The 24,380-nt window shown below is 74.1% G+C and carries 21 protein-coding genes and 1 pseudogene; 10 read left to right on the forward strand and 12 right to left on the reverse strand.

The genetic code is table 11. The features are described from left to right. Window positions 1-26: 26 nt before the first annotated feature. The 3 genes and pseudogenes from AC07D6_RS12255 to AC07D6_RS12265 all read right to left on the reverse strand — a co-directional run. A pseudogene (locus AC07D6_RS12255) lies at window positions 27-317 on the reverse strand (hypothetical protein); the annotation flags it as partial. Window positions 318-392: 75 nt separating this feature from the next. Next, the gene (locus tag AC07D6_RS12260; protein ID WP_479043633.1) at window positions 393-878 is read right to left on the reverse strand and encodes an IS5 family transposase; all 486 of its coding nucleotides are present in this window, start codon (window positions 876-878) and stop codon (window positions 393-395) included. 102 nt (window positions 879-980) lie between these two features. Continuing rightward, window positions 981-1,847, reverse strand: coding sequence for a GNAT family N-acetyltransferase (locus AC07D6_RS12265; RefSeq protein WP_479043635.1), 867 nt, complete (start codon window positions 1,845-1,847; stop codon window positions 981-983). 258 nt (window positions 1,848-2,105) lie between these two features. Between AC07D6_RS12265 and AC07D6_RS12270 the strand changes: the two genes are divergently transcribed. Continuing rightward, a complete protein-coding gene (locus tag AC07D6_RS12270; RefSeq protein WP_315881198.1) occupies window positions 2,106-3,155 on the forward strand; it encodes a LacI family DNA-binding transcriptional regulator in 1,050 nt (349 codons plus the stop codon). A 135-nt stretch (window positions 3,156-3,290) separates the two neighbouring features. On the opposite strand, the gene AC07D6_RS12275 is transcribed toward AC07D6_RS12270, so the two are convergent. Then, window positions 3,291-6,059, reverse strand: coding sequence for a glycosyl hydrolase (locus tag AC07D6_RS12275; RefSeq protein ID WP_479043639.1), 2,769 nt, complete (start codon window positions 6,057-6,059; stop codon window positions 3,291-3,293). A 244-nt stretch (window positions 6,060-6,303) separates the two neighbouring features. Between AC07D6_RS12275 and AC07D6_RS12280 the strand changes: the two genes are divergently transcribed. The 4 genes from AC07D6_RS12280 to AC07D6_RS12295 all read left to right on the forward strand — a co-directional run bounded on the left by AC07D6_RS12280 (window position 6,304) and on the right by AC07D6_RS12295 (window position 11,077). Further along, window positions 6,304-7,608 (forward strand): ABC transporter substrate-binding protein, encoded by a 1,305-nt coding sequence (locus AC07D6_RS12280; RefSeq protein ID WP_479043642.1) that lies wholly within the window; start codon window positions 6,304-6,306, stop codon window positions 7,606-7,608. Window positions 7,609-7,716: 108 nt separating this feature from the next. Next, window positions 7,717-8,688 carry a carbohydrate ABC transporter permease gene (locus tag AC07D6_RS12285; RefSeq protein WP_391654408.1) on the forward strand — a complete coding sequence of 324 codons (972 nt, stop codon included), beginning with the start codon at window positions 7,717-7,719 and terminating at the stop codon, window positions 8,686-8,688. Beyond that, complete coding sequence (locus tag AC07D6_RS12290; RefSeq protein ID WP_315881195.1) at window positions 8,685-9,521, forward strand: carbohydrate ABC transporter permease; 837 nt, start codon at window positions 8,685-8,687, stop codon at window positions 9,519-9,521. Before AC07D6_RS12285 ends, AC07D6_RS12290 begins: the two co-directional genes overlap by 4 nt. Window positions 9,522-9,661: 140 nt before the next feature. Then, window positions 9,662-11,077, forward strand: a complete 1,416-nt coding sequence (locus tag AC07D6_RS12295) for a GH1 family beta-glucosidase (protein WP_315881194.1) — start codon at window positions 9,662-9,664, stop codon at window positions 11,075-11,077. Here the strand turns inward: AC07D6_RS12295 and AC07D6_RS12300 are convergent. Next, window positions 11,049-11,924 (reverse strand): oxygenase MpaB family protein, encoded by an 876-nt coding sequence (locus AC07D6_RS12300; RefSeq protein WP_479043645.1) that lies wholly within the window; start codon window positions 11,922-11,924, stop codon window positions 11,049-11,051. The two genes, AC07D6_RS12295 and AC07D6_RS12300, sit on opposite strands and share 29 nt — an antisense overlap. A gap of 226 nt (window positions 11,925-12,150) precedes the next feature. Between AC07D6_RS12300 and sph the strand changes: the two genes are divergently transcribed. Beyond that, window positions 12,151-13,170 (forward strand): sphingomyelin phosphodiesterase, encoded by a 1,020-nt coding sequence (gene sph / locus AC07D6_RS12305; RefSeq protein WP_479043648.1) that lies wholly within the window; start codon window positions 12,151-12,153, stop codon window positions 13,168-13,170. On the opposite strand, the gene AC07D6_RS12310 is transcribed toward sph, so the two are convergent. Then, complete coding sequence (locus AC07D6_RS12310) at window positions 13,143-13,937, reverse strand: GNAT family N-acetyltransferase (protein ID WP_479043650.1); 795 nt, start codon at window positions 13,935-13,937, stop codon at window positions 13,143-13,145. The genes sph and AC07D6_RS12310 overlap by 28 nt on opposite strands. A 102-nt stretch (window positions 13,938-14,039) precedes the next feature. Between AC07D6_RS12310 and AC07D6_RS12315 the strand changes: the two genes are divergently transcribed. Together AC07D6_RS12315 and AC07D6_RS12320 are read left to right on the forward strand one after the other, a co-directional pair. Further along, window positions 14,040-14,354, forward strand: a complete 315-nt coding sequence (locus AC07D6_RS12315) for a hypothetical protein (protein ID WP_479043653.1) — start codon at window positions 14,040-14,042, stop codon at window positions 14,352-14,354. Between the two features lie 126 nt (window positions 14,355-14,480). Next, entirely contained in the window at window positions 14,481-15,299 is an 819-nt protein-coding gene (locus AC07D6_RS12320) for a MerR family transcriptional regulator (protein ID WP_479043654.1), read from the forward strand. On the opposite strand, the gene AC07D6_RS12325 is transcribed toward AC07D6_RS12320, so the two are convergent. From AC07D6_RS12325 to AC07D6_RS12340, 4 genes are read right to left on the reverse strand one after another with little or no spacing between them, the layout of a single operon-like run. After that, on the reverse strand, window positions 15,289-17,460 hold the full coding sequence (locus tag AC07D6_RS12325) for a 3-hydroxyacyl-CoA dehydrogenase NAD-binding domain-containing protein (protein ID WP_479044029.1): 2,172 nt from the start codon (window positions 17,458-17,460) through the stop codon (window positions 15,289-15,291). The genes AC07D6_RS12320 and AC07D6_RS12325 overlap by 11 nt on opposite strands. Before the next feature lie 45 nt (window positions 17,461-17,505). After that, entirely contained in the window at window positions 17,506-18,720 is a 1,215-nt protein-coding gene (locus AC07D6_RS12330) for an acetyl-CoA C-acetyltransferase (protein ID WP_479043656.1), read from the reverse strand. Between the two features lie 47 nt (window positions 18,721-18,767). Next, the gene (locus AC07D6_RS12335; RefSeq protein WP_315881186.1) at window positions 18,768-19,910 is read right to left on the reverse strand and encodes an acyl-CoA dehydrogenase family protein; all 1,143 of its coding nucleotides are present in this window, start codon (window positions 19,908-19,910) and stop codon (window positions 18,768-18,770) included. Next, window positions 19,907-21,052, reverse strand: a complete 1,146-nt coding sequence (locus tag AC07D6_RS12340; protein ID WP_479043659.1) for a CaiB/BaiF CoA transferase family protein — start codon at window positions 21,050-21,052, stop codon at window positions 19,907-19,909. The genes AC07D6_RS12335 and AC07D6_RS12340 overlap by 4 nt, the downstream gene beginning before the upstream one ends. Window positions 21,053-21,239: 187 nt before the next feature. Between AC07D6_RS12340 and AC07D6_RS12345 the strand changes: the two genes are divergently transcribed. Beyond that, entirely contained in the window at window positions 21,240-22,433 is a 1,194-nt protein-coding gene (locus tag AC07D6_RS12345) for a saccharopine dehydrogenase family protein (RefSeq protein WP_479043661.1), read from the forward strand. Between the two features lie 28 nt (window positions 22,434-22,461). Here AC07D6_RS12345 and AC07D6_RS12350 read toward each other — a convergent pair whose 3' ends face one another. Both AC07D6_RS12350 and AC07D6_RS12355 read right to left on the reverse strand, forming a co-directional pair. Then, window positions 22,462-22,839: a VOC family protein gene (locus AC07D6_RS12350; RefSeq protein WP_479043663.1), complete on the reverse strand. Its 378-nt coding sequence runs from the start codon at window positions 22,837-22,839 to the stop codon at window positions 22,462-22,464. After that, window positions 22,836-23,543 (reverse strand): endonuclease V, encoded by a 708-nt coding sequence (locus tag AC07D6_RS12355; RefSeq protein WP_315881182.1) that lies wholly within the window; start codon window positions 23,541-23,543, stop codon window positions 22,836-22,838. The genes AC07D6_RS12350 and AC07D6_RS12355 overlap by 4 nt, the downstream gene beginning before the upstream one ends. A 363-nt stretch (window positions 23,544-23,906) precedes the next feature. Here AC07D6_RS12355 and ssgD point away from each other — a divergent pair, with 363 nt between their 5' ends. Next, window positions 23,907-24,323: a spore wall synthesis regulator SsgD gene (gene ssgD, locus AC07D6_RS12360; RefSeq protein WP_479043666.1), complete on the forward strand. Its 417-nt coding sequence runs from the start codon at window positions 23,907-23,909 to the stop codon at window positions 24,321-24,323. The last annotated feature ends 57 nt before the right edge of the window (window positions 24,324-24,380 follow it).

The following is a 24,380-nucleotide window of genomic DNA, read 5'->3' on the forward strand; positions in this document are numbered from 1 at the left end:
GGTTCTCGCGGCTTTTCTCACTTCCGTTATACCCCCGCCGGACAACAATTTTTCGGGCTCCTTTTCTTTTTGCGCGAGTTTTGCGGGGGGGGGGGGGGGGGGGGGGGGGGGCCCCCCCCCCGCCACCGCTTGAACCGGTCGAAACAGCGCTCGACTACGTTCCGGTCGTGGTAGAGGGTGCGGTCGGAGCACGGTGGCCGGCCGCGGCGCCGGGTTTTCTGATCGGCACGCTCGGGGAGGGCGGTGGCGATCCGGTGCCGGCGTAGCTCGGCGCGGGTAGGCGGATGCGAGTACGCCTTGTCCGCGATGACCCGATCCGGCCGCGACCGGGGGTGCCCGGTCCCGGCCGGGGCACCCGGATCGCCTCCAGCAGCGGCACCGACTGCGGGTCGTCACCGGCCTGCCCGGGCGTCAGCAGGATCGACAGTGGACGGCCGCGCCCGTCCACAGCCAGGTGCACCTCGGTGCTCAACCCGCCGCGGGATCGTCCCAGTGCCTCGCCGCCGACCGGCGCGACCGGCCACGTGCCCCCCCCTTTTCCGGGCCCCTGTCGCATGCCGATGGGCCCGGACGATGCTGGAGTCGACCGACACCACCCACTCGATCGCCCCCACCGCATCATCGTGCACCTGGACCTGCGTGAGGATCCGATCCCAGGTCCCATCCGCCGTCCACCGGCGCAGCCGCTCACGGCAGGTCTCCCACGGCCCGTACCGCTCCGGCAGGTGCCGCCACGGCGCACCCGTGCGCACCTTCCACAAGAGCCCGTCGATGACCTGGCGATGATCCCGCCACCGGCCACGACGCCCGTTGGAGCGCGGCAACAGCGGCACGATCCGCGCCCAGGCCACATCGGTCAATTCGCCACGACGAATCATCCGACCATCATCGAACCCCGACCCACCCCATGTCCTCAAAGGGCGTTCGGCCCCGGCCAGGGGCAGCGACGCGGCCTGCCCGATACCGCCGCCTGATCATTTTCAGGCGGCTCGGCTGACGTCCAGCCGTTCGGACGACGGCTCGTATCCGGCCGCCCTGTAGGTGGCGACGGCGGCAGCGTTTGAGCTCGGGGTGCTGACGAGTGCGCTTGACGCACCCAGTTCACGCAGCACCGCCGCAGCGGCGGCGCTGATCGCCGTCCCGTAGCCGCGACCGCGATGGTCGGCGTGCACGCCCACCGGCTCCAGCAGGCCGGGCTTGCCGGGCCCGGCCGACCAGACCGTCGCCGCGGCCACCGCGTTGTCCTGGTCGTCGTAGCCGATCAGGCAGCGGGCGTCGGCGTAGACCGGCCCGGCCGCGAGGACGTGCCAGACCTCCTCGGTGAACCTCGGGCTGCCGAACGCCGAGCGGTGCACTGCGGTCCGCACCCCCGCCGTCTCCGGACCGGCTACCTCGACCCGCAGGCCGGCGTCCTTCACCGGCTCGGCGAGGTCGTGACGCAGGGGCGTCCACGGCTCGCCCGGATTCCAGCCCGCCTCCAAGAGGACCTCGCGGAGCAGGGCGCCGTTGGGGATTTCGAGGTCGGCCTTCCCGGGCGGCAGGACCCCGCGCTCCGGATCATTGAGGTCCGCCAGCAGTCGGCGCGCCAGATCACCGTCCCGTCGCAGGTCCGGCGCGGTCGTCAGACGCAGCACATCAGGGGCGTCCAGGTATCCGACGGCAATGATCCGTCCGTCCACGCTCCAGGTGCGGACGGCCGCGGCCAGCCTCTCCGCGCCCAGCGCCCAGGCCCAGCCGAGGTCTCCTGGATGGAGTTGCAGCGGCGTGCGGTCGTCCTGCCATACGCGGAGGGCATCCACAGCCCCGGCCAGCCCGTCGACGCCGGGCTCGTTCAGAACGATCGTCATGTCCCGCATCGCACACCATCGCGGCGACCGGCCGCACCTGGTTTTACTCAGCCAGTCAGATCGACAGGACACGCCCTAGCCCCGCGTCCGGCCCCACCGCCCGGGTCGCCGCCCCTCCCCGGGACGGGGGCCCGGGTCCGTCGCGGCGGGGGGCGGGGCAGAGCTGCCCCACAGCCGCGTGAGAGCGCTCTCATGACCGTGAGGACCGGATATTCTGACCGGCGTACGCCTTGCCGCAACCGCCCTGAGGAGTCCGCCTTGCCCGATCCGAGCCCGGGGGCCCGTCCCACGCTCGAAGCCGTCGCGGCCCGTGCCGGGGTGTCCCGGGCGACGGTGTCGCGCGTCGTGAACGGCGGGGCGGGGGTGCGCCAGCCGCTGGTGGAGCGGGTGCGGCGGGCCGTCGAGGAACTGGGCTACATCCCGAACCACGCGGCCCGGACCCTGGTGACCCGGCGCAACGGCGCCGTCGCGGTGATCATCGCGGAGCCGGAGTTCCGCGTCTTCTCCGACCCGTTCTTCGAGCAGCAGGTGCGCGGCATCAGCCGCGAGCTGACCGCGCACGACTCGCAGTTGGTGCTGCTGTGGGTGGAGGGCGCCGGCGACTACGAGCGGATCGCCCGCTACCTGGGCGGCGGCCACGTCGACGGAGCCCTGGCCTTCTCGGTGCACGACGACGACGAACTGCCGTCGATCGTCCGCCGCGTGCAGGTGCCCACCGTGTTCGGCGGGCGTCCCGGCTGGCCGGGCGCGACCGGTGAGCTGGCCGTGCCGTACGTGGACGCCGACAACCGCGGCGGCGCCCGGGAGGCCGTGCGGTACCTGGTCGGCCAGGGCCGCGAGCGGATCGCGCACATCGCGGGGCCGCGCGACCAGACCTCGGCGATGGACCGGCTGGCCGGCTACCGGGACGTCCTGCTGGACGCCGACCCGGACCTGGTCGCGCAGGGCGACTTCACGGAGGAGAGCGGCGCCCGGGCCATGGCCGAGCTGCTGGAGCGGCGGCCGGGGCTGGACGCGGTGTTCGCGGGCAACGACCTGATGGCGTCCGGCGCCCTGCGCGTCCTGCGCGAGCGGGGGCTGCGGGTGCCGCGGGACGTGGCGCTGGTCGGTTTCGACGACATGGCGTCGGTCGCCGAGGTGACGGACCCGCCGCTGACGACGGTCCGGCAGGACATCGAGGGCATGGGCCGGCTGATGGTGCGGCTGCTGATGCGCGCCCTCAGCCAGGACGGCGACCCCGGGGCGGCGCACTCCGCCCCGAGGTCGGTGATCACGCCGACGGAGCTGGTCCGCCGGGCGTCCGCGTGAGCCTCACGCGCGGGACGCGGGCGAGGCGCGGGCGGGGGTCGTGCGATCCTCGCGCGCGGGTCGCGACGAGCCCCACGCGAGGATCGCGGGCGCAGCGCGCGCGGGCCGCGGGCGCGGCGCACGCGCGGGTGGGCCTCACGCGTACGGGATGACCAGGACCGAGCGGTCCGTGCCCGTCTGGAGGCGGGCCGTGCCGTTGCCGATGGCGTGCCACACCTCCAGGCGGACCGTGCCGTTCCGGAGGTCGCCGAGCGCGCCGGTGACCGCCTTCAGTCCGCGTGCCTGCGTGTACTCCTCCCAGCCCGGCACCGGGTCCGTCGCGAAGTAGTGGTACGTCTCCACGCGGTCGAACGTCCCGTCGCCCGTGAGGTCGTAGCTGATCCGCGCCTGCTGGCCGAGCGCGACGCCGGTGCCCGCGTCGACCTGGAGACGGAACGCCGTGGCCGCGCCCGGCTGGAGAGTGCCGTTGACGCCCTTCGCCTCGTAGACGAGCGGCAGGTGCGGGGTGCCGTCGTGGTTGCCTCCGCAGGCGGAGGCGATCGTGTCGGCGCCGGCCGCGGCGCCGGTCGCGGTGGTCAGCGTGCCGCCGGTGCGCAACTGGAACGTGTTGCCGGTGGACGGTCCGGGCTGGCCCGGGTCCGTGCCGCCCGTGCCGGTGCCGGTGGCGGTGGAGCGGGCCGGGACGGTGAGCTTCGCGCCGTCGGAGAAGGTGACGGTGCGGGCGGCCGGGCCGTGGTTGTGCGCCGCGTACGTCCGTACCGTGCCCTTGGTGAAGACCGCCGACGTCGGCAGGTCGCCCGTCACGGACGGGTCGGGCGCGCCGAGGGTGTCCAGGGTGGTCAGCCAGTGGTACGTGTGCGCCTTCGACTCGCCCTGCTCCGGGGTGTACGCGGCGTGGCCGGCGTCCCACTTCGCCTTGGCGGTCGCCGGGTCGGCGAGCGACTGGAACTCCCACAGGACGTCGCGCCACTCGACGGCCGGGCCGCCGTTCTCGCGCTCCATCTCGGCGAGGTTGCGGCGGATCGCGTCCTTGCGGGCGGCCAGGTGCAGGGAGCCGCCGGTCACCGGGAGGACGTTGATGCCGTGGATCTCCTCGGGGTTGGCGGTCCACCAGGTGGAGTACGCGCCGCCGCTCCCCCACACCATGCCGACCGTGTCGTGGCCGAAGGAGGCGGGGAAGACCTGCTGGTCGGCGTCGAACCAGTACTGGCTGATCGCCTCGGACTCGGTGGTGAGGAGGTAGGTGCCGAGGTCGCGCAGGGCGGTGTCGCCCGTCGCGGCGCCCCACAGGACGAGTCCGGCGCTGAGGTTGGTGGACTCCGACGACGACTCCTGGTTGTTGCCCGCGGCGAAGCCCTGGTGGCCGGAGGCCCAGCTGTGCCCGGCGTACACGTCGAAGCCGCGCAGGAAGGGGAAGGCGGAGTCGGTGCGGCTGGGGTTGGCGGCGTCCCGGACGAGGGTCTTCACCATGCCGCCCCAGGCCGAGTCCGCGGCCCAGGCCGGGTCGTACTGGGCGACGACGGCCGCCGCGTACACGTAGTACGAGTAGTGGAAGTGGTGGTCGTTGAGCTCGCTGTCGCTGCCGTACGAGGCGGGGTAGCCGATCAGGGTCCGCCAGGTGCGGTCGTAGCTGAACTCCGACGCGCCGCCCGCGGTGAACCACTCCTGGAGGCGGCCCTTCAGCAGCCCGAGGAGCCGGTCGCGGACGCCGGTGTCACCGGCCTGCTCGGCGACCGGGACGAGTTGGGCGAGCCGGCCGAGGGCCTTGCCGGTCCAGTACGTGTCGGTGGCGCCGGAGAACGGGTCGGAGGCGCTCACGACCTCGTTCAGGTAACCGCGCAGCCGGGCCGCGTCGGTGCCGGACGCCTTCGGGAGGGCGGGCAGGACGGGGGCGGCGCGTTGGCTGGTGGTGAAGGTGCGGGACTCGCGGACCTTCATGGTGCCGCGCGGGGAGACGTACGTGTACGCGGTGAGCGGGTCCGTGGTGTGCAGCCACTGGTGGCGGTAGAGCGCCTGGAGGGTGCCCGTCTCGGTGCCCTCCTGCGGCTGGGTGGTGAGCGTGTAGGTGGCCCGGACGGTGCCGCCGCTCGTGCTCCAGCTCGCCTGGGAGCCGGTGACGAAGCTGTAGGCGTACTTCCCGAACGCGTCCAGCGCCCCGGTGGAGGGCAGCACGGCGAGCGAGAAGTAGTCCTTGCCGGCCAGGCCCGCGGTGAGGGTCGAGCCGGAGACCGTCCAGTCCGCGCCGGTCGGCGCGAACAGCGCGTAGTGGTGGCCGGCGACCGTGATGCCGAGGACGTTGCCCCGGTCGGCGAAGACGGTCGGCGCGGAGGCGGTGGTGACGCGGGCGTCGCCGCCGGTGCCCTTGGCGTACACGAAGGGCAGGCCGTGGCCGATGGTGGCGCGCAGGGTGCGGGCGCCGTCGGACCAGTACGGGGTGACGGTCCAGTCGGACCAGGCGTCGGCCTTGGCGTCGGGCGCGTTGAGGCCGGTCAGGCCGAGGGTGAGGTCGCGCTTGTGGGCGAACTCGTACTGCCGTCCGTCCCCGACGACCGCCGGGGTGGTCGGGTAGCCGATGTCGAGGCCGGCGGCGGTGGCCTGGTAGGTGAGCGGGTGGCCGTACATGGGGGTGGAGTACGGGTTGTCGCCGTAGCGCTGGAAGGCGAGGGACGACCACCAGTCGTTGGTGGGGACCGGTTTGCCCTGGGCCGCGGGGGTGACCTTGGGCGTGACCGGGGTGCCGGTGTTGGTGGTCGGGCCGGTGGTGCCGGGCGGGCGGGTGTCGGAGTGGCTGCCGGCTCCGACCGGGACGGTGGCGGCGGAAGCGGGGGCGGCGGCCGGGCCCGTGAGGCCGACGGCGGCCAGGGCCGCCGCCAGGGCGACGAGGCCTGAGCGGGGGGTTCTCATGGGGGTCACCTCAGTGGTGAGGGTGGGGGGGGAGAGTATCGAGAGCGCTCTCAACTGCCTGGAACGTAAAACTCCTGAAACAGGGCTGTCAATACAGGCGGCAGGCCCGGGATTTGGCGGGCGGCACCGCAGTTGTCCGTTCGGGGCTTGACGCGGCGCGGCCCGCCGGGGCACGCTCCCCCCACATTTGTGAGAGCGCTCTCAAGGGTGTTCACCGCTCGATCGAAGCCAAGGGAGGCTTCTCATGCCCATCGCCCGAGCCGCCAGAAGGGCCGCCGTCCGACTCGGCGCGGTCACGCTCGCCGGAGCCCTGCTCGCCGCCTGCGGGTCCAGCGCGCCGGACGGTTCGTCCGACGCCGCGGGCGGCAAGGTCACGATCACCGTCGACCTGTTCGGCTCGTTCGGCTACAAGGAGGCCGGGCTGTACGCCGAGTACGAGAAGCTCCACCCCGGTGTCACGATCAAGCAGACCGACACCGAGGACGAGCAGGACTACTGGAAGTCCCTCCAGACCCGGCTGGCGGGCGGCGGCGGGCTCGCCGACGTCCAGGGCATCGAGGTCGGCCGCATCGCCTCCGTCACCCGGCAGCAGGCCGACAAGTTCGAGGACCTCGGGAAGTACGGGGCGAAGGACCTCAAGGACCAGTTCGCCCGGGCCAAGTGGTCGGCGGCCACCACCGGGGACGGCCGTGTGCTGGGTCTCGGCACCGACGTCGGCCCGGAGGCCATGTGCTACCGCACCGACCTGTTCGAGCGGGCCGGGCTGCCCACGGACCGCGAGGAGCTCGCCGGGAAGTGGGCCACCTGGGACGGCTACCTGGAGCTCGGCAGGCAGTACAAGGCGAAGGCCCCCGCCGGGAGCGCCTGGCTGGACAGCGTCGGCAGCCTCTACACGATCATGATCGGCCAGGAGGAGGAGCGGTACTACGACGCCTCCGGCAAGCTGATCTACGAGGAGAACCCGGCCGTCAAGGCCGCCTGGGACGCCGCGACCGAGGCCGCCCGGGCGGGCCTGAGCGCCAAGCTCGACCAGTGGTCGCCGCAGTGGAACCAGGCGTTCGCCGCCGGCTCCTTCGCCACCCTCCCGTGCCCCGCCTGGATGCTCGGCTACATCAAGGGCCAGGCCGGTGAGGCCGGCAGGGGCAAGTGGGACATCGCCGAGCTGCCCGGCGGCGCCGGCAACTGGGGCGGCTCCTACCTGGCGGTGCCGCGCGCGGCCCGGCACAAGAAGGAGGCGTACGAGCTGATCGAGTGGCTGACGGCACCGGCGCAGCAGGTCAAGCTCTTCGAGAAGCAGGGCAACTTCCCCTCCTCGACCGGCGCCATCGCCGAGGTCGCCGACGCCAAGGACCCGTACTTCTCCGACGCGCCCATCGGCCGGATCTTCGGCGACGCCGCGAAGGAGGCGCCGGTGCAGGTGCTCGGCGTGCACGACAAGAACGTCGCCGACCAGATCACCAACGCGCTGAGCGAGGTCGAACGCAAGGGCACCGCCCCCGACAGGGCCTGGGCCAACGCGAAGAAGGGCGTCGACAACGTCATGGGCTGACACGGGGCGCCGCTCCCGCCGGGCGCTGCCCGCCCGGCGGCCCCTCCCCCGTACCGACCCCGCCGACCCGCCGTCCCACCGCCCCACCGACCCCCGAAGGGCCGCACCGTGACCCTGACCGCTCCGGCGGGCACCGCCGCGCCGCCGTCCCCGCCCCCCGCCGAGGCCGCCCGCCCCTCGGCGGTGCGCCGGGCCTGGGCGACCGTCTCGCCGTACGCCTACATCGCCCCGTTCTTCACCCTCTTCGCCGCCTTCGGGCTCTTCCCGCTCGTGTACACCGCCTTCGTGTCGCTCTACCGGGTGGAGTTGCAGACCCCCGGCGACATGGAGTGGCGCGGGCTCGGCAACTACACGGCGCTGTTCGCCGACGAGTTCTTCTGGACCGCGCTGCGCAACACGTTCACCATCGGCGTGCTCTCCACGGTCCCGCAGCTCGTCATGGCACTGGGGCTGGCACACCTGCTCCACTACAAGCTGCGCGGGCGGACCTTCTTCCGCACGGCGATGCTCCTGCCGTACGCCACCTCCGTCGCCGCGGCGACGCTCGTCTTCGCGCAGCTCTTCGGCCGCGACTTCGGACTGGTCAACTACGCCCTCGGGCTGGTGGGGATCGGCCCGGTGGACTGGCAGACGGGGACGGTCGCCTCGCAGATCGCCGTCTCGTCGATCGTCGTCTGGCGCTGGACCGGCTACAACGCGCTGATCTACCTGGCCGGCATGCAGTCCATCCCGAGCGAGCTGTACGAGGCCGCGGAGATGGACGGGGCCTCCCGGTGGCGGCAGTTCCTGCACGTGACGCTGCCCGGGCTGCGGCCGACGATCGTCTTCACGGTCGTCGTGTCGACGATCGGCGCCACCCAGTTGTTCGGTGAGCCGCTGCTCTACGAGGGCTCCGTCTCCGGCGGCGTCTCACACCAGTACCAGACGCTCGGCCTCTACCTGTACGAGCAGGGCTGGGGCTTCTTCCACCTGGGGCGGGCCGCGGCCATCGCCTGGGTGATGTTCCTGCTCATCGTGGTGCTCGTGGGGGCCAACGCCCTGCTCGCGCGCCGCCGTTCCCGCAAGGAGGCCGGCCGATGACCACGCGCGCGGGGCGCACGTCGCACGGCGGCAGGATCACGTACGCGATCCTGGTCCTCGCCGTCCTCGTCTCGGCCTTCCCGTTCTACTGGACGGTCGTCGCCGCCAGCCGGTCCAACGCCGACCTGGCGCAGGTGCCGCCGGTGTTGCTGCCGGGCCCGAACCTGGTCCGCAACATCGAGGCGGTGGTCGAGGAGGCCGACATCGGCACGGCGCTGATCAACTCGCTGGTCGTGTCCGGATCCATCACCGTCGGCACCGTGCTGTGCTGCACGCTCGCCGGGTTCGCCTTCGCCAAGCTGCGCTTCCGCGGCCGGGGCGCGCTCCTCGCGGTCACGGTGGGCACGATGATGATCCCGCCGCAGCTCGGGGTGATCCCGCTGTTCATGGTGATCGCCGAGCTCCAGTGGGTGAACCAGCTCCAGTCGGTGATCCTGCCGGGCCTGGTCTCGGCGTTCGGGGTGTTCTTCATGCGGCAGTTCCTGGTGCAGACGCTGCCGGACGAGCTGATCGAGGCGGCGCGGGTCGACGGGGCGTCGACCGCGCGGATCTTCTGGTCGATCGTGGTGCCGATCGCGCGGCCCGGCATGGCCGTCCTCGGACTGCTGACGTTCATGGCCGCCTGGAACGACTTCTTCTGGCCGATTGTCGCCCTGTCGTCGCAGAACCCGACCGTGCAGGTCGCGCTGCGTCAACTCGGCGGCGGCTACGTCCACGACCAGTCCGTGATCATGGCGGGCACCCTGCTGGGCACCCTGCCCGTGCTGCTGGTCTTCGGCCTGCTGGGCCGGCAGATCGTCGGCGGCATCATGCAGGGCGCGGTCAAGGGCTGACGCCCCCTCACCCCTGCGCCTCTCCCCTTCATCTCCCTTCTCTCCCCTGCGCCTCTCCCCTTCATCTCCCTTCTCTCCCCTCCCCACCCTCCTCGCCCTCTCCTCCCCTTCCTCCTCCGACTCTCGGGAGTTCCCTCCTCATGACCGCTGTCGACGCACGGCTTCGCCCGGCCACGGGGCTCGCCTTCCCCGCCGGCTTCCGCTGGGGCACCGCCACCGCCGCCTACCAGATCGAGGGCGCCGCCGCCGAGGACGGCCGGACCCCGTCCATCTGGGACACCTTCAGCCGGACGCCCGGCAAGGTGCGCAACGGCGACACGGGCGACATCGCCGCCGACCACTACCACCGGATGGCCGAGGACGTCGCGCTGATGCGGGACCTCGGCGTCACCGACTACCGCTTCTCCGTCTCCTGGTCCCGCGTGCAGCCCACCGGGCGCGGCCCGGCCTCGCAGAAGGGCCTGGACTTCTACCGCCGGCTGACGGACGAGCTGCGCGCGGCGGGCATCCGGCCGGTCGCCACCCTCTACCACTGGGACCTGCCGCAGGAGCTGGAGACCCCGTCGGCCGGCGGGTCCGGCGGCTGGCCGCACCGGGACACGGCCGGGCGGTTCGCCGAGTACGCGGCGCTGGCGGCGGACGCGCTGGGCGACCGGGTCGCCACCTGGACGACGCTGAACGAGCCGTGGTGCGCCGCGTTCCTCGGGTACGCCTCCGGGGCGCACGCCCCGGGCCGTACGGACCCGGCCGCGTCCCTGCGCGCCGCGCACCACTTCAACCTGGCGCACGGCCTCGCCGTACGGGCGCTGCGGGCGGCGCTGCCCGCGTCGGCGGAGGTGTCGCTGACGCTGAACCTGCACGCGGTGCGGCCGTTGACCGGCTCGGAGGCGGACCGGGACGCGGCGCGCCGCATCGACGCGCTCGGCAACCGGGTGTTCCTGGACCCGGTGTTCCACGGGCGGCTGCCCGAGGACCTGGTCGCGGACACGGCGGCGCTGACGGACTGGTCGTTCGTCCGGGACGGCGACCTGGCGGTGGCCGCCACCCCGGTGGACTCGCTGGGGATCAACTACTACTCCCCCACCGTCGTCGCGGCCGGCTCCCACGAGGGGCCGTCGCCCTGGCCGGGCGCCGAGGAGCACGTCCGGTTCGCGCCCGCGCCGGGGCCGCGCACGGCGATGGACTGGCCGGTGGACGCGGACGGGCTGTACGAGCTGCTGACCCGGCTGCGCGACGAACTGCCGCACGTCCCGTTGATGATCACCGAGAACGGCGCGGCGTACGACGACTACGCCGACCCGTCCGGCGACGTCCACGACCCGGAGCGGGTGGCGTACCTGCGCCAGCACCTGACCGCGGTACACCGGGCCCTCGCGGACGGCGCGGACGTGCGCGGGTACTTCCTGTGGTCGCTGCTGGACAACTTCGAGTGGGCGTACGGCTACGGCAAGCGGTTCGGCGTCGTCCACGTCGACTTCGCGTCGCAGCGGCGCACGCCCAAGGACAGCGCCCGCTGGTACGCGGACGTCATCGCGCGGGGCGGACTGCCCGGCTGAGGCGGTGGGCGCGGCGCGCCTCCCGGGCCAGGGGGAGGTAGCGCAGCCGCTCGGGGAGCGCGGGCACGACGGCCCGCACGACCCGGGCGAGGCGGCGCAGCGCGCGCTCCTGGGCGTCCGACCACTCCACGCCGATCGCCTCGCGTGCCTCGGGCGGCAGGAAGCCCGCGATGGCGAAGGCGCGGAAGCGGGCGACGCGCGGCCACAGCAGGGGCCACAGGAGGCGCAGGAGGAGCCGGAGCGGCAGGGGGCCGCGGTCGGGCGGCGGGAGCGGGACGTCGGTGGCCAGCAGGTCGCGGACGACGGCGGTCGTCTCGATCTCGTCGGCGAGGACCTTGCGGTAGTACGGCCAGAACTCCTCGATCGTCTGCGGCATGTCGCGGTCGCGGATGCCGAGGATCCGGCCGACCTGGAGCCATTCGGCGTAGAACCGCCGCTCCTGCTCCTCGGTCATCGGGCGGAAGAGGTAGCGGGCCGCGTGGCGGTGGACGGGGAAGCCGGTGGCGTGGACCCAGGCGTAGAAGGCCGGATCGAGGGCGTGGTACGGGCGGCCGCGGGCGTCGGTGCCCCGGATCGCGCGGTGGAGGCGGCGCAGGCGCCGGCCCTCCTCGGCGGCGGCCTCCCCGCCGTACACCCACAGTTGGAGCGAGCGCAGGGAGCGCTCGGCGCGGCCCCACGGGTCGGTGCGGAAGACGGAGTGCTCGTCGACGCCCGCGCCGACGGCCGGGTGGGCGACCTGGAGGGCGAGCGCCGAGGGCAGCATGAACAGGCCGCGCACGTCGCCCGCGAGGCTCCACAGGACCCCTCCGGGGGGCGGTGGCGCGGGGTGGCGGGGGGCCTCGGTCATGGGCGCTGCTCCAAAGGTGCGAGGTGGCGGGCCGGTGTCCGCCCGGTGGACTTCCCGTATGCGAGCGGCGGCGGTGAAGGGTGTGGCGGGGTCGATGGGGTTCCGTCGGCGGATTTTCGCCGGGCCGCCCGTTCTCCGCAAGTTTTCCTCCACCCGGTATCTACCCGAGAGTAACCGCGGCTGCTTTGATGTGCGGCGCCCCGTCCGTCCCCCCGAGGGAGTCGCCGTGCCCCTTCCCCCGTCGTGTTCCGTGCTCCGCCGCGTCCCGCGCGCCGTCCTGTCCGCCGCGGTGTCCGCCGCGCTCGCCGCCGTGTCACTGGCCGCGGCGGCGCCCCCGGCGGTCGCCTCCCCCGCCGCGGCCGGGGCGGCGCCGAACCTCAGGGTCCTCACGTACAACGCCTTCCTCTTCAGCCGCGCCCTCTACCCGAACTGGGGGCAGGACCACCGCGCGAAGGCCATCCCGGCGGCACCGTTCTTCCAGGGCAACGACGTGGTGGTGCTCCAGGAGGCGTTCGACAACACCGCGTCGGACGCACTGCTGAAGAACGCGGCCTCCTCGTACCCGTACCGGACGCCCGTGATGGGCCGCGGCACGTCCGGCTGGGACGCGACGGGCGGGGCCTACTCCCCGACCACCCCGGAGGACGGCGGGGTGGCGCTGCTGAGCAGGTGGCCGGTCCTGCGCAAGGAGCAGTACGTCTACCAGGACGCGTGCGGCGCGGACCGGTACTCCAACAAGGGCTTCGTGTACGCGGTGCTGGACGTGGGGGGCACGCGGGTCCACGTGGTGGGCACCCACGCCCAGTCGACCGACCCGGGGTGCTCGGCGGGCGAGGCGGCGCGGGTCCGGGCGCGGCAGTTCAGGGCGGTGGACGCCTTCCTGGACGGCAAGGGCATCCCCGCGTCGGAGCAGGTGATCGTGGCGGGCGACCTCAACGTGGACTCCCGCACCCCGGAGTACGCGACGATGCTCGCCGACGCGGGCCTGGCCGACGTCGACGCCCGCACCGGCCACCCGTACTCCTTCGACACGGCGGAGAACTCCATCGCCGCCGAGCGCTACCCCGACGACCCGCGCGAGGACCTCGACCACGTGCTGCACCGCGCCGGGCACGCCCGCCCGGCCGGCTGGACCAACCTGGTCGTCAAGGAGCGGAGCGCCCCCTGGACGGTGACCAGCTGGGGCCGGACCTACACGTACACCGACCTGTCGGACCACTACCCGGTCGTGGCGTCCGGGCGGTAGTCGTACGGGGTCGTGGTGGACAGCACCGCGAAGCCGAGGCGGCCCAGGACGGGGCGGCTGTCGTCGGACGCGTCGACCTGGAGCCAGGGGAAGCCGCGGGCGGCGGCGATCCGGGCCCGGTGGGCGACGAGCGCGCGGTAGAGGCCCCTGCCCCGCCACTCCGGTACGGTGCCGCCGCCCCACAGGCCGGCGAAGCCGGTGCCGGGCACCGTCTCCATGCGCGCCGAGCTGACCGGCCGGCCGTCCGCCACGGCGACGACGGCGACCACCGTGCCGGGCCGCTCGGCCAGCTGCCGGAGCAGCCGCTGCCGCAGGTGGGAGCCGTCCGTGCCGAACGCCCGGTCGTGGACGTCCACCATGAGGTCCACCCCGGCGGCGTCCGTCACGGGAACCAGCTCCACGCCGTCGGGCGGCGGGGCGGCGATGGCGGCGATCCGGGCCGTCTCGGCGACCATGAGGGCCTCGCGCGGTCCGGCCGCGAAGCCCGCGGCACGGAGCCGGTCGCCCAGGTCGTGCGGCTCGTCGTGCTCGTACAGCTTCCACTCGAACTCCCGGCCGAGAGCGGTGAAGTGGCGGACCTGCTCCTCGATCGCGCGGTCCGCCGTGGCGGCCGTGAGGCCGGTCCACAACACGCCGTTCCACGCCTCCGCCGGGCCGGTCTGCCGGACGACGTTCCCGGCCCGCTCGACCCGGCACCCGGGCCCGTCCGGCCGGGCCTCCCGCCGCACCCGCCGGTCGAACAGGGCCAGTACCTCCGCGTTGTCCATGGGGACACCCGACCATCCGCGCACGGCGGCCGGCAACGGGATTTGCCGGCCGGCGGGCACACGGTGGGTTGAACGCGTTCAGTCCGGCCGGGAGGGGGCGCCGTGAACGCCGCAGCGAACGCGCGGCCCCGGGTGCGCGGGCTCCCGCGCGCGGTGGTCGCGCTGGCCGTGCTGGCCGCCCTGCCCCCGCTCCTCACGGGCCTGGACACGCACCTGGGCGGACTGTTCCTCCTGACGGCCCTGCCCGTACCGCTGCCGCTCCTGCTGGGCCGGTACCCGCGCGCCTTCTCCTGGACGTGCTTCCTGCTCGAGCTCGCCCTCTGCCTGTGGGCGCTGGTGGGCGCCATGGCCGGGACGGCCCTCTTCCTCCCCGCCGCCGTGCTCCTGCTGATCGCCCCGGCCGTCGGGCCGCGCTGACGGCGGGCCGGCCGGCTCAGCCGTCGTGGTCGTAGACCGTCACCGGGATGCCGCGCACTTTCACAGCGGTGGTGAGACAGCAATACTGTGGCAGCAGTGCGACACCGCAGTGGAAACGAGGGCCCCGTGGCGACCGAGACGCAGCAGCCGCCGTTCACCGTGGACGAGCTCGCCGCGCGCGCGGGCGTCACCGTCCGCACGATCCGCTTCTACAGCACGCGCGGGCTGCTGCCGCCGCCCGTCATCGGCCCCCGCCGCGTCGGCCGGTACGGGCCCGAGCACCTGGCGCGGTTGGCGCTCATCGAGGAGCTCCAGCACCAGGGCATGACCCTCGCGGCGATCGAGCGGTACCTGGAGCAGCTCCCGCCGGACGTGAACGCCCACGACCTGGCCATCCACCGGGCCCTCGTGGCCACCTGGTCGCCGGACGCCGCGGAGCGCCTGACGCGCGCCGAGCTGGAGCGGCGGGCCGGGCGCGAGCTGACCGACGCGGACATGGAACTGCTCACCGCCATGGACGTGCTCGCCGGCCCCGACGAGGAGGGCCTCCTCCGCGTCGACCCCGGACTGCTGCGGCTCGGGCTGCAACTGCTCGACGTGCCGATCCCGCGCGCCACGATCGTGGCCGCCCGCGAGGTGCTGGTCGAGCACACCCGCGAGGCGGCCCAGGAACTGACCCGGCTGTTCCGGGACGAGGTGTGGAGCCCGTACCGGGAGCGGGAGGCGGACCCGGAGGACCCGCAGCACGTCAAGGCGATGAAGTCGCTGTCCGCGCACATGCAGCCGCTGGTGGTGCAGGCGCTGGTCACGGCCTTCCAGCGGTCCCTGACGGACGAGTTGCGGGCCGCGTTCCGGGTTTCCCGGGCGGCCGTCCCCGGGAGCGGCCGCCCGGCGTCCGCTCCCGGCGCCCCGGAGGCGCGACGGGCCGGAGGGGTCAGTCCGTGAAGGTCTCGCCCCGCGCGGCCTTCTCCACCAGCAGCGCCGGCGGCTCGAACCGCTCGCCGTACCGCTCGGCCAGCTCGCGCGCCCGCGCGACGAAGCCGGGCAGCCCGCCCTCGTAACCGTTGATGTACTGGAGCACGCCGCCGGTCCAGGCGGGGAAGCCGATGCCCATCACGGAGCCGATGTTGGCGTCGGCGACGGAGGTGAGGACGCCCTCCTCCAGGCAGCGGACCGAGTCGAGCGCCTCGGAGAACAGCATCCGCTCCTGCATGTCCTCGAACGGGACGGCCGCGTCCGGCGTGGTGAAGTGCTCCCGCAGCCCCGGCCAGAGGCCGGTCCGCCGGCCGTTGTCGTCGTAGTCGTAGAAGCCGGCGCCGCCGCTGCGGCCCGGCCGGCCGAACTCGTCGACCATGCGGTCGATGACGGCCTCCGCCGGGTGCGTCCGCCAGGTGCCGCCCGCCTCCTCCACCGCCCGCCGCGTCTCGTCGCGGATCCTGCGGGGCAGGGTCAGGGTCAGCTCGTCCATCAGGGACAGCACCTTCGCCGGGTACCCGGCCTGGCCCGCCGCCTGCTCGACCGACGCGGGCTCGACGCCCTCGCCGACCATGGCCACGCCCTCGTTGAGGAACTGGCCGATGACCCGCGAGGTGAAGAAGCCGCGCGAGTCGTTGACGACGATCGGCGTCTTGCCGATCTGCCGGACGAGGTCGAACGCCCGGGCCAGCGCCTCCTCGCCGGTCCGCCCGCCCTTGATGATCTCGACCAGCGGCATCTTGTCGACGGGGGAGAAGAAGTGCAGGCCGATGAAGTCGGCCTGCCGCTCCACGCCCTCCGCGAGGGCGGTGATCGGCAGCGTCGAGGTGTTGGAGCACAGCAGGGCGTCGGGCGCGACGACGCCCTGGACCTCCTGGAACACCTTGTGCTTGAGGGCGGTGTCCTCGAAGACGGCCTCGATGACGGCGTCGCAGCCGGCGAGGTCCGCCACGTCGGCGGTCGGCCGGATCCGGGTGAGCAGCGCGTCGGCCTTCTCCCGTGTGGTGCGGCCCCGCTCCACCGCCTTGGCGCACAGCTCCTCGGAGTGTGCCTTGCCCTTGGCGGCGGCCTCCTCGGAGACGTCCTTGAGGACGACCTCGATCCCGGCCTTCGCGCAGGCGTACGCGATGCCCGCGCCCATCATGCCGGCGCCGAGGACGGCGGCCCTGCGGACCGTGCGCGGTTCCACCCCCCGCGGGCGGCTGCGGCCGGCGTTGACGGCCTGGAGGTCGAAGAAGAACGCCTGGATCATGTTCTTGGCGGTCTGCCCGGTGACGAGCTCGGTGAAGTAGCGGGACTCGATGACCAGCGCCGTCTCGAAGTCGACCTGGGAGCCCTCCACGGCCGCCGCGAGGATGTTGCGCGGCGCCGGGAAGGGGGCGCCGTTCAGTTGCTTCTTCAGGTTGGCGGGGAAGGCGGGCAGGTTCGCCGCGAACTTGGGGTGCGCGGGCGTGCCGCCGGGGATCTTGTAGCCGGGCTCGTCCCAGGGCTGGCGCGACTCGGGGTGCGCGTCGATGAAGGCGCGGGCCTTGGCGAGCATCTCCTCGGGCGTGTCGGCGACCTCGTGGACCAGGCCGTTCTCCAGGGCGCGCCGCGGCGGGTACTGGGTGCCCTGGAGGAGCACCTTCAGCAGGGCGTCCGTGACGCCCATGAGCCGTACGGTGCGGGCGATGCCGCCGCCCCCGGGGAGCAGGCCGAGCGTGACCTCGGGCAGGCCGATCTTCGAGCCGGGCGCGTCGAGGGCGATCCGGTGGTGGGAGGCGAGGGCGATCTCGTAGCCGCCGCCGAGCGCGGCGCCGCCGAGCGCGGCGACGACGGGCTTGCCGAGGGTCTCGATGCGGCGCAGGGAGCGCTTGACGTCACAGGCGGCGTCGAAGACCCGCTGGGCGTCGGCCGGTCCGGCCCTCATCATGTCCTTGAGGTCGCCGCCCGCGAAGAAGCTCTTCTTGGCGGAGGTGTAGACGATCCCGCGGATGGAGTCCCTCTCGGCCTCCGCCCGGTCGGCGATCGCCGCGATCGACCTGCGGAACGCCTCGTTCATGGTGTTGGCGGACTGGTCGGGGTCGTCGAGGACGAGGGTGACGACGCCGGTCTCGTCCTGTTCCCAGCGGATGGTGGAACGCGTCGGCATGGCGGTCATGGGTGCTTCTTCCGTGACGGGGTTCGGACGGGACGGTCAAAGACGCTCGACGATGGTGGCGATGCCCATGCCGCCGCCGACGCAGAGGGTCGCGAGGCCGTACCGCTTGTCCTGGCGCTCCAACTCGTCGACGAGGGTGCCGAGGATCATCGCGCCGGTGGCGCCGAGGGGGTGGCCCAGGGCGATGGCGCCGCCGTTGACGTTGACCTTGTCGAGGGAGAGCCCCATGTCCCGGGCGTAGCGCAGGACGACCGCGGCGAACGCCTCGTTGATCTCGACGAGGTCGATGTCGTCGATGGTGAGCCCGGCCTTGGCGAGCGCCTTGCGGCTGGCGGGGGCGGGGCCGGTGAGCATGATGGTGGGCTCGGAGCCGGAGACCGCGGCGGAGACGATCCGGGCGCGCGGCGCCAGTCCGTACCGCTCGCCGACCTCGCGGGAGCCGACGGCGACGAGGGCGGCGCCGTCGACGATGCCGGAGGAGTTGCCGGCGTGGTGGACGTGGTCGATCCTCTCGACCCAGTGGTACTTCTGCAGGGCGACGGCGTCGAAGCCGCCCATCTCCCCGATGCCGGCGAACGACGGCTTGAGCGCGGCGAGGCCGTCGGCGGTGGTGCCGGGGCGCATGTGCTCGTCGCGGTCGAGGACGACGAGCCCGTTGCGGTCCTTGACGGGGACGACGGACCGGTCGAAGCGGCCCTCCTTCCAGGCGGTCGCGGCGCGCTCCTGGGAGAGCGCCGCGTACTCGTCGACGTCGCGCCGGGAGAAGCCCTCCACGGTGGCGATGAGGTCGGCGCTGATGCCCTGCGGGACGAAGCGGGTGTCGTGGTTGGTCATCGGGTCGGACATCCAGGCGCCGCCGTCGGAGCCCATCGGCACGCGGGACATCGACTCGACGCCGCCGGCGAGGACGAGGTCCTCCCAGCCGGAGCGGACCTTCATGGCGGCCGTGTTGACCGCGTCCAGCCCGGAGGCGCAGTAGCGGTTCGCCTGGACGCCGGCGACGGTGTCGGGCAGTCCGGCGACGATGGCCGCGATCTTGGCGATGTCGGAGCCCTGGTCGCCGAGGGGGGAGACGACGCCGAGCACGATGTCGTCGACGGCGGCGGGGTCGAGTCCGGGGAGGCGGTCGCGCAGTTCGTGGATCAGGCCGACGACGAGGTCGATGGGCTTGGTGCCGTGCAGGGAGCCGTTGGCCTTGCCGCGCCCGCGCGGGGTGCGGATCGCTTCGTACACGTACGCTTCGGTGGTCACTGGTCGAGCCTTTCGCGTCGCGGGGGTCGCTTCAACGTCTGTGGGGGTCAGCCGAGCAGCGAACGGCCGATGATCTCCTTCATGATCTCGGTCGTGCCGCCGTAGATGGTCTGGATCCGCCCGTCGGTGAACGCCCGGGCGACCGGGTACTCACTCATGTAGCCGTACCCGCCGTGGAGCTGGAGGCAGCGGTCGGCGACCCGCTTCTGGAGTTCGGTCGCCCACCACTTGGCCATGGAGGCGTGGACGGCATCGAGTCCGCCGTCCGCGTGGTCCTCGATGCAGCGGTCGACGAAGGCGCGGGTGACGGCGCACTCGGTGGCCATCTCGGCGATCTCGAAGCGGACGTGCTGGAGCCTGGCGAGGGGCCGGCCGAACGCCTCGCGCTCCTTAACGTACGCCGTGGTGGCCTCCAGGAGGTGCTCGGCGCCCGCCGCGGCGGCGACGGCGATGGCCAGGCGCTCCTGGGCGAGGTGGGTCATCAGGTGGCCGAAGGCGCCGTTGACCTCGCCGAGCAGGTTCTCCCGGGGGACGCGGACGTCGTGGAAGAACAGCTCGGCGGTGTCCTGGGCCTTCTGGCCGATCTTGTCGAGGTTGCGGCCGCGTTCGAAGCCGGGCATGCCGCGTTCGACGACGAGGAGGGACAGGCCGTGGGCGCCGCCCTCGGGGGTCGTCCTGGCGACGACGACGACGAGGTCGGCGAGGATCCCGTTGGAGATGAAGGTCTTGGAACCGTTCAACAGCCAGTGGTCGCCGCGGTCCTCGGCGGTGGTGCGGATGCCCTGGAGGTCGGATCCGGCGCCGGGTTCGGTCATGGCGATGGCGGTGACGGTATCGCCGGTGCAGAAGCCGGGCAGCCAGCGGCGCTTCTGCCCGTCGGTCCCGAGGTTCGCCAGGTACGGGCCGACGATGTCGTTGTGCAGGCCGATGGCGAGGCCGGGGGCTCCGGCGCGGGTGAACTCCTCGGCGAGGACGGCGCTGTAGCGGAAGTCGGGGTTGCCGCCGCCCCCGTACTCCTCGGGGACGGCGAGGCCGAGGAGTCCCTGGCGGCCGGCGGCGAGCCAGGCGTCGCGCGCGACGATGCCGTCCTTCTCCCACTGGTCGTAGTGCGGCAGGACCTCCTTGGCGAGGAAGGCGCGGACGGTGTCGCGGAACGCGTCGTGCTCGGCGTCGAAGATCCGGCGCTTCACATCGGCCTCCTGTCGGCGGGGTGGATGCTCGGTACGTCCCAGTCGCGGGCGACCTCGTCGGCGTCGGCGCCCGGCCGGGCGGGCGGGCGGCGCACGGAGCCCTGCGTCGCGGAGAACCGGGGCGCGGGCGCGGGCTGGGTGATCCCGCCGTGCCCGGTGAACGTGCCACGGGCGGCGAGGTGCGGGTGGTCGGGGGCCTCACGCAGCGACAGGACGGGGGCGACGCAGGCGTCGGTGCCCTCGAACAGGGCGGTCCACTCGGCGCGGGTGCGGGTGCGGAACCGGGCGGCGACGACGGTGCGCAGCTCGTCCCAGCGGGCCGGGTCGCGGCGGGCGGCGGCGGTGTGCCCGTCGAGGCCGAGGAGGCGGGCGAACTCGTCGTAGAACCGCTGCTCCAGCGCGCCGACCGCCATGTGGCCGCCGTCGGAGGTCTCGTACGTGCCGTAGAAGGGGCAGCCGCCGTCGAGGAGGTTGGCGCCGCGCCGGTCCTGCCAGGCGCCGGCCGCGAGCATGCCGTGGATCATCGTGGTGAGGTGGGCGGTGCCGTCCGTGATCGCGGCGTCGACGACCTGGCCGGTGCCGCCCTCCGCGCGGGCGTGGTGCAACGCCGCGAGGACGCCGACGACGAGGTAGAGGGAGCCGCCCGCGTAGTCGCCCAGCAGGTTGGCGGGGACGGCCGGCGGCTCTCCGGGCGCGCCGATCACGGAGAGGGCGCCGGTGACGGCGATGTACGTGATGTCGTGGCCGGCGCGGTGGGCGAGCGGCCCCTCCTGGCCCCAGCCGGTCATCCGCCCGTACACGAGCCCCGGGTTGCGGGCGAGGCACTCGCGGGGGCCGACGCCGAGGCGTTCGGCGACGCCGGGGCGGTAGCCCTCGATGAGGATGTCGGCGCGTTCGACGAGGTCGAGGACGGTCGCGGGCCCGTCGTCGGCCTTGAGGTCGACGAGGACGGAGCGCTTGTTGCGGTTGGCGAGGTCGTACGCGGGGTCGATGCCGAGGTCGGCGCCGCCGGGCCGGTCGACGCGGACGACGTCGGCGCCGAGGTCGGCGAGGAGCATGGCCGCGTACGGGCCGGGCCCGATGCCCGCCAGCTCGACCACGCGCACCCCGAAGAGCGGGCCGTTCCCCGTCGCCGCCGTCATCCGGCCCCCTCGCCACGCCACTGTGACACTTCCGCTGTAACAGTGATGATGTTAAGAACGGGTTCCCTCGCGCACAACCCCTGCGGGCGGGCCCGCGCGGACGGCGCCCCGGGAAGGCGGGGGCGGCGCGGGCGCTAGCCTCTGCCTCCTCACGGCAGCCCACCCAAGCAGCGGCGAAGGAGACGGGATGGACACGCGGAACGGCACGGCACGGGCGTTTGACGTGGTTCTCTTCGGGGCGACCGGGTTCGTCGGGGAGCTCACCGCCCGGTACCTCGCCGCGCACGCGCCGGCCGGCTGCCGCTGGGCGCTCGCCGGACGGGACCGGGACAAGTTGGAGCGGTTGCGCGACCGGCTCGCCGCCGAGCACCCGGCGTGCGCCGGGCTGCCGCTGCTGGTGGCGGACGCCGGCGACGCGGGCGCGCTGCGCGGCCTCGCCGAGTCGGCGCGGGTGGTCGCCACGACGGTCGGCCCGTACGTCTGGTACGGCGAACCGCTCGTCGCCGCCTGCGCCGAGGCGGGCACCGACTACGTCGATCTGACGGGTGAGCCGGAGTTCGTCGACCTGATGTACGTACGCCATGACGCGCGGGCGCGGGAGACGGGGGCGCGGCTGGTGCACGCGTGCGGCTTCGACTCGGTCCCGCACGACCTGGGCGTGTACTTCACCGTGCGGGAGCTGCCGCGGGACGTGCCGCTGCGGGTCGACGGGTTCGTCCGGACGAACGCCTTCTTCTCCGGCGGCACGTTCGCCTCCGCGCTCACCGTCCTGGGCCGGAGCCGGCAGGCGGCGCGGGCGGCGCGGGAGCGGCGGCTGCACGAGCCGCGGCGGGTGGGGCGGCGGGCCGAGGCGCCGCTGGGCGGGCCGCGGTTCAGCCGGGAGACGGGCGCGTGGGCGCTGCCGCTGCCGACGCTGGACCCGCGGATCGTGGCCCGGTCGGCGGCGGCGCTGCCGGTGTACGGGCCGGACTTCCGGTACCGGCACTACGCGGCGGTGCGGACGCTGCCGACGGCGCTGGGCGGCGTGGCGGCCGTGGGCGCGTGCTTCGCGCTGGCGCAGTCGCCGCCCGCCCGGCGGTGGCTGATGGGTCGTTACGAGCCGGGCGGCGGGCCGGACGCGGAGCGCAGGCGGCGCAGTTGGTTCCGGGTGCGGTTCGTCGGCGAGGGCGGCGGACGGCGGGTGTGTACGGAGGTGTCGGGCGGTGACCCGGGCTACGACGAGACGGCGAAGATGCTCGCCGAGTCGGCGCTGTGCCTCGCCTTCGACGACGGCCTGCCGAGGACGGCCGGGCAGGTGACGACGGCGGTCGCGATGGGCGACGCGCTCCTGGCGCGGCTCCGCGCGGCGGGCATCCGCTTCCGGGTCGCGGACGCCCGCTGAGCCGCGGCGCGCGGGCGGGGCGCGCCGGTCACTCCCGTACGAGGCAGAACGGATGGCCGGCCGGGTCGGCGCACACGATCCAGCTCCGCTCCGGGCCGCCCGCGTCCAGGACCGATGCGCCCAGCGCCACGGCCTCGTCGCGGGCCCGCGCCAGGTCGGCCACGCCGACGTCGAGGTGGAACTGCTGGGGGTGGTCCGGGTCGGGCCAGCGGGGCGGCCGGTGGCGGGCGGCGCGCTGGAAGGCCAGGACGCGCCCGTCGTCGAGGTGGAGCGTCGCCCAGTCGTCGTCGAGGGACCAGCGGGGGTCGGGCCGGTTCACCGCGCCGCCCAGCACGCCCTCGTAGAAACGGGCGAGGCGCAGGGGGTCCGGGCAGTCGAGGACCACGCACTGGAGGCGGCCGATCACACGCCGCTCCCCTGCCGGGCCGCGGCCTCCCGCAGGGCGCGGCGGCACAGCGCGTCGGCGTGCCGGGTGGTCTCCGGCAGGCGGTAGCGCGGCGTCAGCGCCAGCACGTGGGCGCAGGCCCCCTCCAGGGTGACGCGGTGCCCGGCCGAGACGAAGACCGGCTTCACGCCGTCCCGGGTGCGCAGGGCGCGCCCCACCTCCTCCGTCCCGGCGAGCAGCGGGCTGGTGGCGCCGCGCCGGGGGCCGGGCTGCTCGTACGTGAAGGCGAACGGGTTCTTGGCGACGCCGAGCACCGGCAGGCCGGTGAGCACGCCCAGGTGGCTGGCGAGGCCGAAGCGGCGCGGGTGGGCCTGCCCGTAGCCGTCGCAGACGACGAGGCCCGGTCCGGCCGTCAGGGCGTCCAGCGCGGCGAGCACGGCGGGGAGTTCGCGGAACGCCAGGAGCCCCGGCACGTACGGGAAGGAGACCCGGCCGACCGCGGTGGCCTCGTCGACCACGTCGAGGGTGCGGGCGTCCAGCACGACGGCGGCAGCGGCGACGAGGTCGCGCTCGTCGTCGTACGCCACGTCGACCCCGGTCACCAGGCCCGTGCCGACCGGGGGCCCCGGCTCGTCCAGCACCACGCGGGCGCGCAGTTCGTCCTGGACGGCCAGGGCCCCGGCCTCGTCGGCGGGCCAGCCGGCGGGGGTGTCGATGATCGTCATAGTGCCCGTCAGCCTAGGGCGCCCGGACGCGATCGGCACCCCCGCCCACGGCGGTCCGCGCCGCACGCCCCTGCCCGCCGGGTTCCGGAGCCGCACGGACCGGTGACGGGGGCCGGGGGCGCGACGACCCGTAGTCGGGGCGCGGCGGTCCGGAGCCCGTACGGACCGGAGCCGGGGGCCGAGGTCCGGCACCGGGAGCCGGGGGTGCGGCGGCCCGGAACCGCACGGACCGGTGGCGGGGCCGCCGGGCGCCCCGTCCGCCCGGCGCCCTCGCGTGACGCGGGTCACGGCGGCGGGCGGTGCACGCCGCGGCCGGATCCACCGTCCTCCTGGGTGAAGAGGAGACCTACGAGGGAGCCGGACGTGTCCACCGTCATCGAACAGGCCCTGCGGGCCCGCCTCGTCGCGTCCGCGCCCCGTGCGGACGTCGTCCCGGCCGTCCTCCGCTACGACCTCGCCGACCCCTTCGCGGTCCGCATGGTCTTCCCCGCCCCGGCGACCCTCGACGGGGCGGAGGCCGTCTGGGAGTTCTCCCGCGAGCTGCTCGCGGCGGGGACGGACGCGCCCGCCGGCGTCGGTGACGTGCGGATCCGGCCGTTCGGCCACGACCGGACGGTGGTGGAGCTCCGCGCCGCCGAGGGCGTCGCCGTGGTCCACGTCCGCACCGGCGAGGTCCGCCGCTTCCTGCACCGCACCGAACACGTGGTGCCCTTCGGGTGCGAGCCCCTCTTCCTCGACCTGGACCGCGACCTGGCCCGGCTGCTGCGCGACGCGTCCTGACCGGCGGGACGGCAAGGAGCGCGGGGGCCGCGGGACGGCGGGGACCGCGGGACGGCG

Source organism: Streptomyces sp. NPDC045287 (genome assembly GCF_056432325.1).

Excerpts from the sequence above, each read along its gene's own strand:
- AC07D6_RS12310 (WP_479043650.1), bottom strand. The coding sequence starts at position 13,937 with ATGGACAACGCGGAGGTACTGGCCCTGTTCGACCGGCGGGTGCGGCGG.
- AC07D6_RS12340 (WP_479043659.1), bottom strand. The coding sequence starts at position 21,052 with ATGACGGCGGCGACGGGGAACGGCCCGCTCTTCGGGGTGCGCGTGGTC.
- AC07D6_RS12300 (WP_479043645.1), bottom strand. The coding sequence starts at position 11,924 with ATGACCGAGGCCCCCCGCCACCCCGCGCCACCGCCCCCCGGAGGGGTC.
- AC07D6_RS12345 (WP_479043661.1), top strand. The coding sequence starts at position 21,240 with ATGGACACGCGGAACGGCACGGCACGGGCGTTTGACGTGGTTCTCTTC.
- AC07D6_RS12295 (WP_315881194.1), top strand. The coding sequence starts at position 9,662 with ATGACCGCTGTCGACGCACGGCTTCGCCCGGCCACGGGGCTCGCCTTC.
- AC07D6_RS12260 (WP_479043633.1), bottom strand. The coding sequence starts at position 878 with ATGATTCGTCGTGGCGAATTGACCGATGTGGCCTGGGCGCGGATCGTG.
- AC07D6_RS12355 (WP_315881182.1), bottom strand. The coding sequence starts at position 23,543 with ATGACGATCATCGACACCCCCGCCGGCTGGCCCGCCGACGAGGCCGGG.
- AC07D6_RS12275 (WP_479043639.1), bottom strand. The coding sequence starts at position 6,059 with ATGAGAACCCCCCGCTCAGGCCTCGTCGCCCTGGCGGCGGCCCTGGCC.
- AC07D6_RS12280 (WP_479043642.1), top strand. The coding sequence starts at position 6,304 with ATGCCCATCGCCCGAGCCGCCAGAAGGGCCGCCGTCCGACTCGGCGCG.
- AC07D6_RS12325 (WP_479044029.1), bottom strand. The coding sequence starts at position 17,460 with ATGCCGACGCGTTCCACCATCCGCTGGGAACAGGACGAGACCGGCGTC.
- AC07D6_RS12290 (WP_315881195.1), top strand. The coding sequence starts at position 8,685 with ATGACCACGCGCGCGGGGCGCACGTCGCACGGCGGCAGGATCACGTAC.
- AC07D6_RS12265 (WP_479043635.1), bottom strand. The coding sequence starts at position 1,847 with ATGACGATCGTTCTGAACGAGCCCGGCGTCGACGGGCTGGCCGGGGCT.